11 protein-coding genes are annotated in these 15,588 nt (G+C 68.9%); 5 read left to right on the top strand and 6 right to left on the bottom strand.

Translation table 11 applies throughout. The features are described from left to right. From ABD172_RS07505 to ABD172_RS07495, 3 genes are all read right to left on the bottom strand, one after another. Nucleotides 1–1,432: ABC transporter transmembrane domain-containing protein (locus tag ABD172_RS07505; protein WP_344308384.1), on the bottom strand; the 1,432-nt coding region annotated here is incomplete at its 3' end. A gap of 205 nt (nt 1,433–1,637) precedes the next feature. Then, nucleotides 1,638–2,684, bottom strand: coding sequence for a cytochrome d ubiquinol oxidase subunit II (cydB, locus tag ABD172_RS07500; RefSeq protein WP_344308530.1), 1,047 nt, complete (start codon nt 2,682–2,684; stop codon nt 1,638–1,640). A 15-nt stretch (nt 2,685–2,699) separates the two neighbouring features. Next, the gene (locus ABD172_RS07495; protein ID WP_344308382.1) at nt 2,700–4,271 is read right to left on the bottom strand and encodes a cytochrome ubiquinol oxidase subunit I; all 1,572 of its coding nucleotides are present in this window, start codon (nt 4,269–4,271) and stop codon (nt 2,700–2,702) included. Between the two features lie 379 nt (nt 4,272–4,650). Between ABD172_RS07495 and ABD172_RS07490 the strand changes: the two genes are divergently transcribed. Together ABD172_RS07490 and ABD172_RS07485 are read left to right on the top strand one after the other, a co-directional pair. Then, nucleotides 4,651–5,010, top strand: a complete 360-nt coding sequence (locus ABD172_RS07490; RefSeq protein ID WP_344308380.1) for a BlaI/MecI/CopY family transcriptional regulator — start codon at nt 4,651–4,653, stop codon at nt 5,008–5,010. 35 nt (nt 5,011–5,045) lie between these two features. Then, on the top strand, nt 5,046–5,957 hold the full coding sequence (locus ABD172_RS07485) for a M56 family metallopeptidase (RefSeq protein ID WP_344308378.1): 912 nt from the start codon (nt 5,046–5,048) through the stop codon (nt 5,955–5,957). A gap of 38 nt (nt 5,958–5,995) precedes the next feature. Here ABD172_RS07485 and ABD172_RS07480 read toward each other — a convergent pair whose 3' ends face one another. After that, nucleotides 5,996–8,146 carry a DNA gyrase/topoisomerase IV subunit B gene (locus ABD172_RS07480; RefSeq protein WP_344308377.1) on the bottom strand — a complete coding sequence of 717 codons (2,151 nt, stop codon included), beginning with the start codon at nt 8,144–8,146 and terminating at the stop codon, nt 5,996–5,998. A gap of 120 nt (nt 8,147–8,266) precedes the next feature. Between ABD172_RS07480 and ABD172_RS07475 the strand changes: the two genes are divergently transcribed. Together ABD172_RS07475 and ABD172_RS07470 are read left to right on the top strand one after the other, a co-directional pair. Then, nucleotides 8,267–9,112, top strand: coding sequence for an N-acetylmuramoyl-L-alanine amidase (locus ABD172_RS07475; protein ID WP_344308375.1), 846 nt, complete (start codon nt 8,267–8,269; stop codon nt 9,110–9,112). 22 nt (nt 9,113–9,134) lie between these two features. Next, the gene (locus ABD172_RS07470) at nt 9,135–10,013 is read left to right on the top strand and encodes a VOC family protein (RefSeq protein WP_344308373.1); all 879 of its coding nucleotides are present in this window, start codon (nt 9,135–9,137) and stop codon (nt 10,011–10,013) included. Between the two features lie 174 nt (nt 10,014–10,187). Here the strand turns inward: ABD172_RS07470 and ABD172_RS07465 are convergent, their stop codons facing one another. After that, the gene (locus ABD172_RS07465) at nt 10,188–11,540 is read right to left on the bottom strand and encodes an RNA polymerase sigma factor (protein ID WP_425546664.1); all 1,353 of its coding nucleotides are present in this window, start codon (nt 11,538–11,540) and stop codon (nt 10,188–10,190) included. A gap of 322 nt (nt 11,541–11,862) precedes the next feature. Next, nucleotides 11,863–13,026 (bottom strand): DUF4192 family protein, encoded by a 1,164-nt coding sequence (locus ABD172_RS07460; RefSeq protein ID WP_344308369.1) that lies wholly within the window; start codon nt 13,024–13,026, stop codon nt 11,863–11,865. 266 nt (nt 13,027–13,292) lie between these two features. Here ABD172_RS07460 and ABD172_RS07455 point away from each other — a divergent pair, with 266 nt between their 5' ends. After that, nucleotides 13,293–15,530 carry a HelD family protein gene (locus ABD172_RS07455; protein WP_344308367.1) on the top strand — a complete coding sequence of 746 codons (2,238 nt, stop codon included), beginning with the start codon at nt 13,293–13,295 and terminating at the stop codon, nt 15,528–15,530. Nucleotides 15,531–15,588: the final 58 nt, after the last annotated feature.

Genomic DNA, 15,588 nt, shown 5'->3' with positions numbered 1-15,588 from the left:
CGACGAGAAGCGCCTCGGCGGTGCCGTCGAGAACGCGTCCGAAGGCGCGTGCGAGGGCGAGGCGCCGGAGCTCCCCCGGGCTCAGTTCGGCACACGGGGTGGACGGCGGCAGGTCGAGACCGGCAGCCGCGAGGGCGGCCTCGCGGGCCTGCGGGTCCCCGACGTGGAGCGCGAGCTCCTCGCCGATCGTCTCCTCGGAGGTCCGGGGGGCCTGGGAGGAGTGGGCGAGCGCGGTGGGCCCCGTGACGGTGCCCGTCACCACCTGGTCGTTCTCCTGCCGGACGAGCCCGGTGAGCACGCCGAGGAGCGTCGACTTCCCCGCACCCGAGGCCCCGCGGAGCACCGTGAGGCCGGGACCGGTCGAGCCGGTGAACCCCTCGAGGGCCGCGCCCTCGCGACCGGGATAGGCGACCGTGAGGTCCGCGAAGGAGAATCCCGGCGCCGAGGGGCCCGCGTTCTGCACGAGGGGCGGCGCCACCGGGGCGTCCGTGACGTCCTTCGCCCGACGGAAGGCACGCATGCCGTTCTCGGTCGAGTGGAACGCGGCCCCGAGGCGCCGCAGCGGCAGGAAGCACTCGGGGGCGAGAACGAGGGCGAAGAGTCCGTCCTGGAGTTCCATGCCGCCGTGGACGAGGCGGACGCCGATGAAGACCGCAACGACCGCGACCGAGATCGTCGAGAGCAGTTCGAGCGCGAGTGCACTGAGGAACGCGACGCGGAGTGTCTGCATCGTCGTGTCCCGGTAGGTGCGGGTGACCCGGCGCAGCGCCGCCGTCTGGGCCCGCACCCGCCCGAGGCCGACGAGCACCGGCAACCCGCGGGCGAGCTCGACGAGATGGGTCGAGAGGCGGTCGAGAGCGGTCTGTGCGTGGTCGACGCGATCGGCGGTGTAGGTGCCGATGAGGATCATGAAGATCGGGACGAGCGGCAGGGTGAGGACGAGGACGAGCGCACTCACCCAGTCGGCGACGAGGATGCGGGCGACGAGGAGTGCGGGGATCGCCGCGGTCGTCGTGAGGGCCGGGAGGACCTTCGTGAAGTAGTCGTCGAAGTCGTCGAGGGACCGGGTGGCCAGGAGTGTGAGCGCACCGTCGGACATCCCGGTGTCCCGGCCCGAACCGGAGAGCACCCGGGCGACGAGACCCTCCCGGGTCGCCTCCCGTACCCTGACCGCGGCGCGGGCCCCGGTCGTGCTCGAGGCCCAGGCACACAGGGCCCGCACGAGAGCGCCGAGTGCGGCGACGGCGATCGCTGCCATGGTCCCCGCGTCGTGGACGCCGCCGAAGAGGTCGACGATCCCGCGGGAGAGTCCGTCGGCGACGAGAACGAGACCGAGGGCCTTGCCGACGGCGATGAGGCCGAGGACCCAGAGGGCCCGGCGCCCGGCGTCGGAGGCGAGAGCGATGGAGACGGGGGAATTCCTGCGAGCCACGGAGGGCCACCACCTGGAGGACGAGGGAGAGGAACTGTCGGAAGGGGTCCGCCTGCACGGTGCCCGGCGGGGCACCGCGGTGACGGAGGCGACCCCGGGAGGACGCCCCTCGGCCGCCGACCTCCACCCTAGTGGTGGGGCCGACGGCCGAGGCGGTGGCCGGCATCCGTGGAACGGAGCCGATCGGACTGTGGCGTCCGCGGGATCAGAGTGCCGAACCCTGGTAGCCGCGGATGGCGACCGGCACCTCGTGCGCGGTCGGGATGTGCTCCACCTTGAGGCGCTTCGCGAACACCGTGTAGCTCCAGATCTGGTAGGCGAGCACGATCGGGACGAAGATGCACGCGACGACGAGCATGACGCCGAGGGTGTAGCCGCTCGAGGACGCGTTCGCGACCGTGAGGGAGAACTCCGGATCGATCGTCGAGGGCAGGACGAGCGGGTACATGTTCGCGAACACCGCGAGGACGCCGAGGACGAGGAATCCGGCCTGGGCAAAGAACGCCGGCTTCTCCGCGTCGCGCATGACGAGCATCCACATGACCACCATGCTCACGGCGGCGAGGGCGATGATGCCCCAGCCCCACCAGGAGCCGTGGAGGACCTGCACCCAGACGACCCACACGACGAGCGGCAGGAGCAGGACGGGAGCCCAACGGGCGGCGGTCCGGCGGGCCCTCTGCCGGACCGGTCCGTCGGTCTTGAGGGAGACGAAGAGCAGACCGTGCAGCCAGGTGAATCCGACGACACCGAGTCCGCCGATGACGGCCGGCACCGTGAGCCAGGCGAAGGGACCGCCGATGTTGTCGCCGTTCGCGTTGAGCGGCAGCCCGGTCGTCGTGAGGGCGAGCATCGCTCCCACGCAGAACGCCGCGAGGCCGGAGCCGAGGCCGAGTGCCCACGACCAGAACGACCGCCACCGCTGGGTGTGGCCCTTCCCGCGGTACTCCATCGCGACCGCCCGGAAGATGAGCGCGAGCAGGGCGAGGGTGAGTGGCAGGTAGAGCGCGGAGAAGAGTGAGGCATACCAGAACGGGAAGGCCGCGAAGGTCGCACCACCGGCGGTGAGCAGCCACACCTCGTTCCCGTCCCAGACCGGGCCGATCGTGTTGATGAGGACGCGGCGTTCGCGTTCGTCCTTCGTGTAGAACGCGCTCAGCATGCCGACGCCGAGGTCGAAGCCCTCGAGGAAGAGGTACCCGAGCCAGAGGACGCCGATGAGGATGAACCAGATCGTCGGGAGGAGTTCCATCATGATTCGTTCCTTTTAGTACGCGAAGGAGAGGACGTCGTCGTCGCTGCCGTCGACGGTGGGCGTGTAGTTCTTCGTGTCGAGTTCCGGCATCGCGGACACGACACCGCCGCGGGCGTACTTCATGATGAGTTTCAGTTCGACCACCATGAGTGCGCCGTACACGAGCGTGAGACTGATGAGCGAGAACAGCAGCTCGCCCGGGGTGAGGGTCGGGGAGATCGCGGACGCGGTGAACAGCCACACCCCGTCGATTCCGGACGGGTCCGGGTTCGGAGCGACGACGAAGGGCTGACGGCCCATCTCCGTGAAGACCCAGCCGGCGGTGTTCGCGATGAACGGAGCGGTGATGCTCCACAGCGCGAGGCGGGAGAGTGCCTTGCTCTCGGGCACCGTGCCCTTGCGGGAGAGCCACAGGGCGACGGCGGCGAAGCCGGCGGCGAGGACACCGAAGCCGATCATGAGGCGGAAGCCCCAGTAGGTGACGATCATCGAGGGCTGGTAGTCGATCTCCTGCCCGGAGTACTCGCCGTACATCTCACCCTCGGGGAGGGTGGTGCCGTACTGCTCCTCGTACTCCTCGATGAGGGTCGTGACGCCCGGGACCTCGGTCGTGAAGTCGCCCTTCGCGAGGAAGGACAGGAGACCTGGCACCTCGAGTGCCGGGACGACGTCGTCGCAGGAGTTCGATCCCACGTCACCGAAGGTGAGGACGGAGAACGCGGTCCCGTCGTGGCAGGCCGCCTCGGCCGAGGCCATCTTCATCGGCTGCTGCTCGTACATGAGCTTCGCCTGGATGTCACCGGTGACGGCGACCGCGAGGAACGCGGCGACGGCGACCCAGCCGGCGATTCGGAGGGACTTCCACCACACGGTGTGGTCGGCCTTGTCACGCCCGGGCACGTCGGCGGCCTCCCCGACGACGACACGTCCGTTCGCGTCGACGGTGTCGATCCCGTCCTTGCGGCGACGCCACAGGTGGTGCCAGGCGATGCCGAGCATGAAGCCGGCGCCCACTGCGACCGAACCGGCGAGGGTGTGCGAGTACGCCGCGAGTGCGGTGTTGTTCGTGAGGACCGCCCACACGTCCGTCATGACGGCGCGGCCGTCGATGAGTTCGACCCCGACCGGGTGCTGCATCCACGAATTCGCGACGATGATGAAGTACGCAGAGAGCCAGGAGCCGATGACGGCTGCCCACAGCACTGTGAGGTGCAGGCGCTTGCTGACCCGGCCCCAGCCGAAGATCCAGATTCCGAGGAAGGTCGACTCGAGGAAGAAGGCGATGAGCGCTTCCATCGCGAGAGGCGCGCCGAAGACGTCACCGACGAACCGCGAGTACTCCGACCAGGCCATACCGAACTGGAATTCCTGCACGATGCCGGTCGCGACGCCCATGATGAAGTTGATGAGGTAGAGCTTCCCCCAGAACTTCGTCGCCCGGAGCCAGTACTCGTTGCCGGTGCGGTGGTACATCGTCTGCATGACGGCCACGAGCAGACCGAGTCCCAGGGTGAGGGGGACCATCCAGAAGTGGTAGACGGTGGTGATGCCGAATTGCCACCGGCCGATGAGTACCGGATCCACGTGTGCCTCCTGAAAGCCCGTGGTGGCTCCCGGCGATCGAGGTCGCGGAGCCGACGGACGAAACGTGTCCTTGAATGATGGTGAGGGTGAAGGAGATCCACGGGAACGTGGACTTCTACGCTTCGTAGAATAAGTGTTCGCCGTGAGATTCCCATCGGATTCCGCCAGTGATCACGATTCGTCCCGACTGGTGGACGACGACCCGGAACAGGCCCCGAATGGGCTCCGGCCAGGGCCCGGGGCAAGCCTCCGGTGCGGTACCCGAGGGGCCCGATCGGGGACTTCCCTGTGAGGTGCGGTGCCCCATGCACCGCACTTCTCGACACGGCGTAGAATAGGCGGGAAGCAAGGACCGGACCCCGACCGAAAGACACAACGAGTGGAAACCCTGGGCGAACTCGAACGCACCGTCATGAACGCACTGTGGAACGACGCGGACGGACTCACGGCCGCACAGTTGCGCGACGCCCTCGCCGACCGTGATCTCGCGCTCACCACCGTGCACACCGTGCTCACCCGTCTGGAGAAGAAGGGCTTCGTCCACCGCGACCGCGGAATGCGCCCGCACAAGTACCTCGCGACCACCTCCCGTGAGGATCACGTCGCCGAACTCATGAGCGAGGTCCTCGCACAGGCACCCGACCGTCAGGCGGTCCTCGCCCGGTTCCTCGGATCCGTCTCCGAATCCGACACCGCGTTCATCGGGTCGCTCCTCGGGTCCGGTTCCCGCCGCCACTGACCCGCGCACCGCCCGCCGGCCAGTAGGCTCCTCTCATGGTCCTCACCGGAACGGTCCTCCTCGTCCTCGCCATCGTCCTGGCGTGGTCCGTTCCCCTCCTCCTCGCCTCCCGCACCCGCACGTACTCCTCGGGCCGGGCCGCTCTCGACCCGATCTCCGAGGTGCTCATGTGGCAGGCCGTCGGCCTCGCCGGCGGTCTCTCGCTCATCGGTGCCGCAGTCGTCTTCGCACTCGCCCCCTTCGCCGACAATCTCCACGCCGGGTTCTCGCGTCTGCTCGACCTCGAGGGTCTGCGGGTTCTCGCGTGGTGGCAGTGGATCCTTCTCGTCGCGGCGGTCGCACTCTCCGCACGGCTCCTGGGATGTCTGTTCCTCCAGTGGCGGGACGTCTCCCGGCACCGCAGACGGCACGCCGCACTCGTGGATCTCCTCACCGAGCCCTCGGAGGACCTCCCGAACACCCGGGTCCTCGCCGCCGATGAACCCGTCGCCTACTGTCTCCCCGGGCGCCGCTCGGGTACGACGGTCGTCTCCACGGGGCTGCTCGCGGTCCTCACCCCGGACGAACGGCGCTCCGTCGTCACCCACGAACACGCGCATCTGTTGTTCCGGCACGAGCTCCTCGTTCTGCCCTTCGCCGCGTGGAACCGCGCATTGCCCTTCCTCCCGGCGACCTCGGTCGCGCTGCGCAGCGTCTCCTCGCTCATCGAGCTCATGGCCGACGACCTCGCACGGAGGTTCGTCGCCCCCGAGGTGCTCTCGAGTGCGATCGCCCGGACCGCCGAGGTGTACCCCGGCGAATACCGCAACGACCTCACGGTGGCCCGGATCGAGCGCCTCGCCGCACCGCTGCCGCCGCGCACCGCGCGGGTGCGCGCGACGAGCGCCGTCACCGCGGCCGTGCTGCTCCTCGCCCCCACCGCGATGCTCGTGGCGCCGTTGTTCTGACACCCGGCATCGACGCCCGAACGCCGGTGGGGCTGCTCTCAGGCGTCGATGCGGTCGGCGTCGAGGACGGCGGCACCGGCGACGATGAACTCCTTGCGCGGTGCGACGTCCGAACCCATGAGAAGACCGAAGACCTCCTCGGCACGTTCCGCATCCGCCATCGTCACCCGGCGGAGGGAACGCATCGAGGGATCCATCGTCGTCTCCGCGAGCTGATCCGCGTCCATCTCCCCGAGACCCTTGTAGCGCTGGATGGGCTCCTTGTACTGCTTCTTCGACTTCTGGAGTTTCTTCAGCAGCGTGTGGAGTTCCTGCTCCGAGTACGTGTAGACGATCTCGTTCGGCTTGCCGCGCCCCGTGACGATCTCCACGCGGTGCAGCGGCGGCACGGCCGCGAACACCCGACCGGCCTCGACGAGGGGACGCATGTACCGGAAGAAGAGGGTGAGGAGGAGTGTCCGGATGTGCGCACCGTCGACGTCCGCGTCGGTCATGATGATGACCTTCCCGTACCGTGCGGCGTCGAGGTCGAAGGACCGACCCGCGCCGGCGCCGATCACCTGGATGAGCGCGGAGCACTCGGCGTTCGCGAGCATGTCCGCAACGGAGGCCTTCTGCACGTTGAGGATCTTGCCGCGGATGGGGAACAACGCCTGGTGCTCGGAATCCCGGGCCGCCTTCGCGGTGCCCATCGCGGAGTCGCCCTCGACGATGAAGAGTTCGCTGTTGCCGACGTCCGTATTGCGGCAGTCGTAGAGCTTCGCCGGCAGTGAGGAGGATTCGAGCGCGGTCTTGCGGCGCTGGTTCTCCTTGTGGGTGCGGGCGGAGATCCTGCTCTTCATCTCCGCGACGATCTTCTCGAGCAACTGGTTCACCTGGAGCTTGTCGCTCTTCTTCGCGGACTCGAGGACAGTGAGGAGTTCGGACTCGACCGTCCTCGCGACGATCTGCCGGACGGCCGCGGTCCCGAGCACCTCCTTCGTCTGCCCCTCGAACTGCGGTTCGGCCAGACGCACGGTCACGACCGCGGTGAGACCGGCGAGGACGTCGTCCTTCTCGATCCGGTCCTTGCCGAGCTTGAGCCGACGGGCGTTGGCATCGATGACCTTGCGGAGGGTCTTGAGGAGCGACTGTTCGAACCCGGTGAGGTGCGTACCGCCCTTGGGCGTCGCGATGATGTTGACGAAGCTGCGCACCTTCGTGTCGTAGCCCTTGCCCCACCGCAGGGCGATATCGACGCCGACCTCGCGCTCGACGTCCCGGGACACCATGTGCCCGTGGTCGTCGAGCACCGGAACGGTCTCCGTGAACGTCGCCTCGCCCCGGAGTCGCCAGGTGTCCGTGACGGCCTCGTCGTGGGCGAGGTGGTCGACGAACTCGGAGATGCCGCCCTCGAACCGGAATTCCTCCCTCCGGTGGAGGATCGGTTCCCCGGCCTCGTCGCGGGCGACGCCCCGGTCGTCGTCGATGGTGATGCGCAGACCGGGCACGAGGAACGCCGTCTGCCGGGCACGATTCACGAGGTCCTCGTAGGCGAACTGGGCGTCCTTGAGGAAGATCTGCGGATCCGCCCAGTAGCGGGTGCGGGTGCCGGTGACCCCGCGCTTCGCCTTCCCGACGACCTCGAGGACGCCGGCGCCCTCGAACGGGGTGAAGGTGTTGTCCGGAGAGGGGGTGCCGGAGGAGTCGTCGAAGGTGCCGGGCGTGCCGCGGCGGAACGACATCCGGTGGACCTTCCCACCACGGGTGACCTCGACGTCGAGGCGGCTCGAGAGGGCGTTCACCACCGAGGCACCGACGCCGTGGAGCCCGCCCACCGCGGCGTAGGAACCGCCCCCGAACTTGCCGCCTGCGTGGAGTTTGGTCATGACGACCTCGACACCGGTGAGTCCGGTCTTCGGCTCCGTGTCGACGGGGATCCCGCGCCCGCTGTCCGACACCTCGACCGAACCGTCCGGGTGGAGCCGGATCCCGATGTCGTCACCGTGCCCGGCGAGGGCCTCGTCGACGGAGTTGTCGATGATCTCCCACAGGCAGTGCATGAGTCCCCGGGAGTCCGTCGACCCGATGTACATGCCCGGGCGTTTGCGGACCGCGTCGAGTCCCTCGAGGACGGACAACTGCCGCGCGCCGTACTCGGAACCGGCGGAAGCGGCGACGGACACTCCGGTCGAAACTGCTGGGGGCACGGAATCACCTTTCGATTGCGGACTCGGACAAGTGTACGAAAAAGCACGGACACACTCGTTCAGGCGCACCGGGGCACGCCGGGAGCGGAACAGCGGAGTCCGGTGGGCAATACTGGGGCCGTGCTGCCTCTCCGTCCTGCCCACGCCCTGCTCCCCCTGCTCCTAGCCTCCGTGCTCTCCGGATGCGCCCTCGGCGCGGCGGATCCGCAGACCCGGCCGAGCGAGAATCCCCGGACGGCCGGCGCCTCGGCCTCCACTCCCGGCACACCGGGGACCGTTCCCCCCACCACCGAGGCGCCCCGCCCTCTCGAAGGGAGGACGGTGGCCCTCGACCCGGGGCACAACGGCGGCAACGCCGGGAGCGCCGAGATCACCCGGCAGGTCGACGACGGACGCGGCGGCACGAAGGACTGCAACACGACGGGCACCGCGACGAACTCCGACTACGCCGAGCACGCATTCAACTGGGAGGTCGCGCTCGAAGTGCGCGAACAGCTCGAGAAGCACGGCGCCTCGGTCGTCCTCAGCCGCGACGACGACGAGGGCGTGGGGCCGTGCGTCGACGAACGCGGGGCCTTCGCGGACGACGCGGACCTCCTCGTGAGCATCCACGCGAACGGGACCGAGGACACGAGTGCGCAGGGGTTCCACGTCATCGTGCCCGAGCCCCTCGACGACGAGGTGGCGGCCACCGACCTCGCAGCGGATTCCGCGGACCTCGGCGAGGTGCTCGTCGCGGCGTTCGAGGACGCCGACCTCTCCCCCAATCCCGCGTACGGCGAGGACGGGCTCGTCGCACGCAGCGACATCGCGGGCCTCAATCACGCATCGGTTCCCGCCGCGATGGTCGAGTGCGGGGAGATGCGCAATGTCGAGGACGCGGCGCGCATGGAATCATCCGAGGGGCGGAGCGTGTACGCCTCGGCGATCTCCGCCGGGATCGAGGAGTACCTCATCGGCGACTAGAGGCAATTAGACTTGCCGCGTCATGCAGTCGACAGTTGGGACACCTGTGTTCACCCCACCGAACAATCACCCGTGCTGGATCGAGCTCAGCTCGCCGGATGTCACCGCCGCTCGGGCCTTCTACGGCGGACTCCTCGGGTGGGAATTCACGGAACCGGGGCCGATGGGCTTCGGCCTCACCGCGCTCAAGGACGGCGCCCGGGTCGCGGGCATCAGCCCCCAGCCGGCGGATGCGCCCGAGGGACAGCCGGCGTTCTGGTCCGTCTACTTCCGTGTCGGCTCGCTCGACGATTTCGTCGCCGCGGTGTCCGACGCCGGCGGACAGCCGATGATGGCGATTCCCGAGTTCGACGGCACTGCAGGTGTCGCACTCGTCGCCGACCCCGCCGGAACGGCCTTCGGGGTGCTCGAGTACCCGGACGAGCGCGGCTTCACGACGCTCGACGTCACGGGCGCCCCCGCGTGGTTCGAACTGCACACGAAGGACTTCACGGTGCGCGAGTTCTACGCGAGGACCTTCGGCTGGGAGTTCACCGTCGACGGCGACACCGACGACTTCCGGTACGCCTCCTTCGCACTCGGCGCCGCCGGGGACGATTCCGGAACGACCGACGCGCAGAGCCCGATGGTCGGCGGAGTGCTCGACAACTCTCGATTCCCCATCCCCGCCCACTGGGAGTCGTACCTGCGCGTCGACGACGTCGATGCACTCGTTCCCCGGGTGCAGGAACTCGGCGGAGCCGTGCTCACCGAGCCGCACGACTCGCTCCACGGCCGGGTCGGCCGGTTCATCGACTCGCAGAACGCCGCGTTCACGGTCATCGGACCGAACACGGACTCCCCCGCCGAGGCGCCCGCCGGCGGAGAGCAGACCGGCGGAGAACCGACCGCCGGGGCCTGAACCCGACCCGCCGAGGCGCCTGCCCCACCCGGGCCGGCGCCTCGGCGGGCAGGAGCCGCACCGGATGCGCACACATACGACGAAGGGCCCCGCACCCCTCGGGATGAGGAGTGCGGGGCCCTTCGGCGTGGTCGGGGAGCTCGGGTGCAGAACCCCGGCCGAGGTCGCGGGACCTCAGTCGAGGTAGTCGCGCAGGACCTGCGAACGCGAGGGATGGCGGAGCTTCGCCATCGTCTTGCTTTCGATCTGGCGGATCCGTTCACGCGTGACACCGTAGACCTTGCCGATCTCGTCGAGCGTCTTCGGCTGACCGTCGTTGAGACCGAACCGCATGGACACGACGCCGGCCTCCCGCTCGGAGAGGGTGTCGAGCACCGAGTGCAGCTGCTCCTGGAGGAGCGTGAAGCTCACAGAATCCGCGGGCACGACGGCCTCGGAGTCCTCGATGAGGTCACCGAACTCGGAATCCCCGTCCTCACCGAGCGGGGTGTGGAGGGAGATCGGCTCACGGCCGTACTTCTGCACCTCGACGACGCGCTCGGGCGTCATGTCGAGTTCCTTCGCGAGTTCCTCGGGGGTGGGTTCGCGACCGAGGTCCTGCAGCATCTGACGCTGGACGCGGGCCAGCTTGTTGATGACCTCGACCATGTGGACCGGGATGCGGATGGTGCGGGCCTGGTCGGCCATCGCACGGGTGATCGCCTGTCGGATCCACCAGGTCGCGTACGTCGAGAACTTGAAGCCCTTCGTGTAGTCGAACTTCTCGACCGCACGGATGAGACCGAGGTTCCCCTCCTGGATGAGGTCGAGGAAGAGCATGCCACGACCGGTGTACCGCTTCGCGAGGGACACCACGAGGCGGAGGTTCGCCTCGAGGAGGTGGTTCTTCGCGATCCGCCCGTCGTGGACGATCCACTTGTAGTCACGCACGTCACGGGAGTCCGTGACCGCACCCTCCTTGAGGAGGTGCTCGGCGTACATGCCGGCCTCGATGCGCTTGGCGAGGTCGACCTCCTCGGCCGCATTGAGCAGTGCGACCTTACCGATCTGCTTGAGGTAGTCCTTCACCGGGTCCGCGGTGGCACCGGCGGACACGACCTGCTGGGCCGGGGCGTCGTCCTCGGCGTCGGAGACGACGAAGCCGCCCTTCTCCTCGACCTCGGTCTGCGGCTTCTCGGTGGTGGCCTCCTCGGTCGGCTCCTCCTCCGGCGGTGCAGCTGCCTCCGCCATGACCTCCGCGACAGGATCCTCGGACTTCTTCCGGCGGCCCTTCGTGGCAGTGGTCTTCGCCGCGGTCGTCTTCTTCGCGGCGGTCTTCTTCGTCGTGGTGGCCTTCTTCGTCGTGGTGGCCTTCTTGGCGGTCGTCGACTTCGCGGCGGTCTTCTTCGTGGTCGTTCTCGTACCGGTCGTCTTCGAGGCGGACGCCGAGGTCGCGGACTCCTCTGTCGTAGTTTCAGCAGCCATGCTCGAATCCTTCTGGTCTGTCGGCACGAGTACACCTTTCGGAAGAGTCTTGCGGTGGTCCACCGGATCCGGCAGAGCGCGCCGGGCACAGGTAAGACCCAAGTCAAACCCGGACCGACTCGCTGCGCGCTTCTCGCCACGTGCATCGCGCTGCACGTACCTCGTTGCGAACAACTCGTCACGGACGACTTCACGCCCACCCGGTCCGGAACGACTGGGTCAACACAGCATTCTGGCACGTTATTCCGACGCAGGCGAATTACCACCGCTGCGCGACTCGCGCAAGAGAGACCTTCGTCATCCACTCCACACCGCGGTCCGACGCCCCCTTCCGGCACCACCGCCTCCTGCCGTCGCACCGGCATGCCGTCGCCCCGTTCCGCCGTCACCCCGTTCTACCCAGGATGCAGGCCGGCCCCGCCACCCAGCCGGGCGTCACTCCGGCGTTGACCGCGTCCCGGACGAGGAGAGCGAGCGTGTAGTCGGGGTCGAGGGCGAGGGACTCCGCTGCGTACCACTCGGCGAAGGAGTTCCGCATCCGCGCCCATTCCATCCACGCGAGAACCGCGAGAACCGCCGGCCGGATTCCCGACCGCACGAGGAGCACGAGGCTCCGTAGGTAGTCGACGGACCGTCCGAGCAGGTCGAAGTCGGGCGGCAGCGGGGAGAGCCCGACCATGGACCGGACCGATTCGTCGCTGCCGGCCGCCTCACGCGCGAGCGGGAGGAACTCGGACGCGGAGAGCACCCGGAGATCCTCGGGGTGGAAAGCCGGATGGTCGAACCCGAGGATCATCTGGAGCGCGTCCCGGCTCCAGGGTTCCTCGCACATGTGCTCCACCCCGAGGAGCCCGAGCGGGCTCGGCCGGAACCTGCCGGGGACAAAGTCGACCTCGTCGTACAGACGCAGGACGTCGGTGACGACCGCCCACACGAGGTCCTCCGCCGCGTGTCCGCGACCGCGCAGGGCGGCGGCCTCGTCGACGAGGGAGAGATCCGCGGGTGCGAACCGCACCGCCGCATCGAAGTCCTCGACGACCTGCGACCCCTCGAAGATCATCGAGACTGCGGCCTGCGATTCGTCCGCGGTGGCACGGGTGTGCACGACGTCGGGGTCGAGCACACTTCCGTGGAACTCCGCGGACGCCCACAGCGGTTCCGCGACGTGCACACCCGCGCGGACGAACGCTTCGCAGAGCGCGTGCACCGGAGCATCGATGAGGTCCCGCAGTCCGGGGTCACCCTCGCCTCCGTCGAGTCCGAGCGCCACCGCGTACACCTCGGAGAAGACGACCGGGACGATCGCATCGAGCGGGTCCGGGCTGCTCGTGAGGACGGTGTCGACGACGTACGCGGTGTGTTCGTCGTTCCAGCGCTCGGCGAGCGCCGTGTCGAAGTCCCACCGGCTGCTCGCCCCCATGAGGACGGTCCCCTCCTTCGTCCGGGAGGCGGTGACGAGAACGAGGGAGTCACGGGGACGGAACCCGAGGAGGTGGGGCAGGGCACCGACGATGTCGAACGAGGTCCGGAGAGTCTTGAGTTTCTTCATGGCTCCACGCTGACGCGGTCTCCGGCCGACCCGACAGGCTCTGCGTCGCCCTGTGGAGGGCCGGCTCCCGGACCGGTGTGTTGTGACCGCCGGAGCGCCTCGGGTGTGGACCGAGGTGGATGCGCCGGTAGCGCCGGTGCGGGACGCGTCCGGGCCGACCGGACCATCGTGTGACGACCGCGTGAACATTTCTCGGAATCCGGGCCGGATCACACGGAATCCACCGCCGGAGACGGCATAATTGAATGCCGATCGAAAGGTGGAAGGTGAGCGAACAGACCGAGATCAACCACGAACAGGAGAACCTGGACGTGGTGTACCGCCGGCTCGACGAGATCCGGGAGGAGACCCGGGGCAAGCTCGGGACCGTACGCCGGACCCAGGTGGGCGGGAATCATCAGAACCGCTCCGAACGCGATGCCTTCGCGACGATGTACGAGGACGACCTCATCCGGCTCGACAACGCCGAGGAAGGTCTGTGCTTCGGCCGGATCGACTCCGAATCCGGGGAGACCACGTACATCGGGCGGATCGGGATCTCCGACCGCGACCGCACCCAGCTCCTCATGGACTGGCGCGCCCCGGCATCCGAACCGTTCTACCGGGCGACCGCCGCGAACCCCGGCGGTGTCGTCCGCCGCCGGCACATCGCCACCCGCCGTCGTACCGTCACGGGCATCGAGGACGACGTCCTCGACCTCGACGCGCTCAGCGACGACCAACGCGGCAGTCTGCACGGCGAGGGTGCACTCATCGCCTCGCTCTCGGCGCACCGCACCGGACGCATGGGTGACATCGTCGCGACCATCCAGTCCGAACAGGACCGCATCATCCGGCAGGACCTCGAGGGCGTCCTCGTCGTCCAGGGCGGTCCGGGAACCGGCAAGACCGCGGTCGCGCTCCACCGCGCCGCGTACCTGCTGTACCAGCACCGGAGGAAGATCGCGAAGTCCGGCGTCCTCCTCGTCGGCCCCTCCCCCGTGTTCCTCAAGTACATCGAACAGGTCCTGCCCTCGCTCGGGGAGACCGGCGCCGTGCTCCTCACTCCGGGACAGCTCCTTCCCGGCGTGGAGACCACGCTGCGCGATGCCGGTCCGGCGGCGGCCGTGAAGGGCGACCTCCGGATGGTGCAGGTCATCGCGAAAGCGGTCCGGAACTACCAGCGCATCCTCCCGGAGGACCGCCAGGTGCGGGTCGGGCAGTACACGCTCACCCTCACCCGCGGCATGCTCCGGAAGGCGCGCGAACGGGCCCGCCGCACGGGTGATCCGCACAATGTCGCCCGCAGCACCTTCGTGAATGCGACGCTCCGTGCACTCGCCCCGGCCCTCGCGACCCAGATGGGGGTCGAGGCGGACGAGGCCCGGACGCCCGAACTCATCGACGAACTGCGGAACTCCCGGGACGTGCGCGTCGCCGTCAACCTCGCCTGGCTGCCGCTGACCCCGGCAGGGGTCCTCGATGCGCTCTTCTCCAAGCCGCACAAACTCGTGGCCGCGGCAGAGGGCATCCTCTCCTTCGAGGAGATGGCGGAGCTGCGTCGCGAGGCGGGGTCACCGATCACCGTCGAGGACGTCCCGCTGCTCGACGAACTCGCCGAGCTGCTCGGCGAGGCCGAGGTGAACCGGGCCCGCAAGGACTCCGAGGAACTCGAGTACGCCCAGTCCGTCATCGACATGATGGGGGTCGAGGGCATGCTCGCCGGCAGCTCCGTCACCGCGGAGTCGCTCGCAGGACGCTGGGAGGGCGGCGGTCCCGCTCTCACGGTGGCCGAACGCGCCGTCGGTGACCGCGAGTGGACGTACGGGCACCTCGTCGTCGACGAGGCCCAGGAGCTCAGCCCCATGCAGTTGCGACTGCTGTTCCGCAAGGTCCCGAGCAAGTCCGCCACCCTCGTGGGAGACCTCGCGCAGGCGTCCGCGGTGGACGCCTCCCGCACCTGGCGGTCGGTCCTCGATCCGCACGTCGGGTCGCGGTTCCGCCTCGAGGAGCTCACGGTGTCCTACCGCACCCCCGGGCGGATCATGTCGCTCGCGAACGCGCTCCTGCGGGAGCACTTCCCGGCACTGTCCGCCCCGGATTCGGTTCGGGAGGGTGCGTACCCGCCGGTGTTCGACCGGCTCGACGACGTCTCCCGGGTCTGTGCTTCCGTTCCGGCGGTCGTGGCGGAGGAACTCGAGATCCTCGGCGGCGGGCGGGTCGCCGTCATCGCAGCGCCCCAGCACATCGAACTGCTCGGGCACGCGTTCGGGGAGGACGGTCGCGTCGACCACGGTTTCGGCCCGGCGGGCATCGACCACACGGTCGCCGTCCTCACCCCGTACGAGGCGAAGGGCCTCGAGTTCGACGGCGTCGTCATCGTCGAACCGGCATCGATCGCCCCGGCCGGGGACGACCGCGGGATCGGAGAGCTCTACGTCGCCCTCACCCGCTCGACGTCACGGCTGCGCATCGTCGAGGCGCACGACAGCGTCCTCGCCGCGGGCCTCGCCGCCGCGTCCTGAGGAACTCCTCCTCCCCTTCCCCCACCCACGAGGCCCCACCGGTTCCGCACGACCGGTG

The sequence above is a fragment of the Brevibacterium samyangense genome, assembly GCF_039529845.1.
GTDB lineage: Bacteria > Actinomycetota > Actinomycetes > Actinomycetales > Brevibacteriaceae > Brevibacterium > Brevibacterium samyangense.
The sequence above is the reverse complement of the archived record's forward strand: the minus strand, read 5'-3'. Positions and strand labels throughout refer to the sequence as shown.